The sequence below is a fragment of the Pseudomonas sp. MF6767 genome (genome assembly GCF_016405475.1).
Taxonomy (GTDB): Bacteria; Pseudomonadota; Gammaproteobacteria; order Pseudomonadales; family Pseudomonadaceae; genus Aquipseudomonas; species Aquipseudomonas paracarnis.
The window spans coordinates 1-1,415 of record NZ_JAEKCY010000053.1 but is presented as its reverse complement, the minus strand read 5'-3'; the positions used below and the strand labels follow the sequence as shown (position 1 = coordinate 1,415).

Here is a 1,415-nt window from a genome sequence, read left to right as displayed (position 1 = left end):
CGTCTTCACACACCGCAATCTGGCCTTTCGACTCAAATTGCTTGGGTGTTATATGGTCAAGCCTCACGGGCAATTAGTATTGGTTAGCTCAACGCCTCACAGCGCTTACACACCCAACCTATCAACGTCGTAGTCTTCGACGGCCCTTCAGGGAACTCAAGGTTCCAGTGAGATCTCATCTTGAGGCTAGTTTCCCGCTTAGATGCTTTCAGCGGTTATCTATTCCGAACATAGCTACCCGGCAATGCCACTGGCGTGACAACCGGAACACCAGAGGTTCGTCCACTCCGGTCCTCTCGTACTAGGAGCAGCCCCTCTCAAATCTCAAACGTCCACGGCAGATAGGGACCGAACTGTCTCACGACGTTCTAAACCCAGCTCGCGTACCACTTTAAATGGCGAACAGCCATACCCTTGGGACCGGCTTCAGCCCCAGGATGTGATGAGCCGACATCGAGGTGCCAAACACCGCCGTCGATATGAACTCTTGGGCGGTATCAGCCTGTTATCCCCGGAGTACCTTTTATCCGTTGAGCGATGGCCCTTCCATACAGAACCACCGGATCACTAAGACCTACTTTCGTACCTGCTCGACGTGTCTGTCTCGCAGTCAAGCGCGCTTTTGCCTTTATACTCTACGACCGATTTCCGACCGGTCTGAGCGCACCTTCGTACTCCTCCGTTACTCTTTAGGAGGAGACCGCCCCAGTCAAACTACCCACCATACACTGTCCTCGATCCGGATAACGGACCTGAGTTAGAACCTCAAAGTTGCCAGGGTGGTATTTCAAGGATGGCTCCACGCAGACTGGCGTCCACGCTTCAAAGCCTCCCACCTATCCTACACAAGCAAATTCAAAGTCCAGTGCAAAGCTATAGTAAAGGTTCACGGGGTCTTTCCGTCTAGCCGCGGATACACTGCATCTTCACAGCGATTTCAATTTCACTGAGTCTCGGGTGGAGACAGCGCCGCCATCGTTACGCCATTCGTGCAGGTCGGAACTTACCCGACAAGGAATTTCGCTACCTTAGGACCGTTATAGTTACGGCCGCCGTTTACCGGGGCTTCGATCAAGAGCTTCGCGTTAGCTAACCCCATCAATTAACCTTCCGGCACCGGGCAGGCGTCACACCCTATACGTCCACTTTCGTGTTTGCAGAGTGCTGTGTTTTTAATAAACAGTCGCAGCGGCCTGGTATCTTCGACCGGCATGAGCTTACGGAGCAAGTCCTTCACCCTCACCGGCGCACCTTCTCCCGAAGTTACGGTGCCATTTTGCCTAGTTCCTTCACCCGAGTTCTCTCAAGCGCCTTGGTATTCTCTACCCAACCACCTGTGTCGGTTTGGGGTACGGTTCCTGGTTACCTGAAGCTTAGAAGCTTTTCTTGGAAGCATGGCATCAACCACTTCGTTA

Annotated in this window: 1 rRNA gene; it reads right to left on the bottom strand. The window is 53.0% G+C overall.

The window, feature by feature from the left end:
* Positions 1–52 precede the first annotated feature (52 nt).
* Positions 53–1,415 (bottom strand): 23S ribosomal RNA (locus tag JFT58_RS30030); the annotation flags it as partial.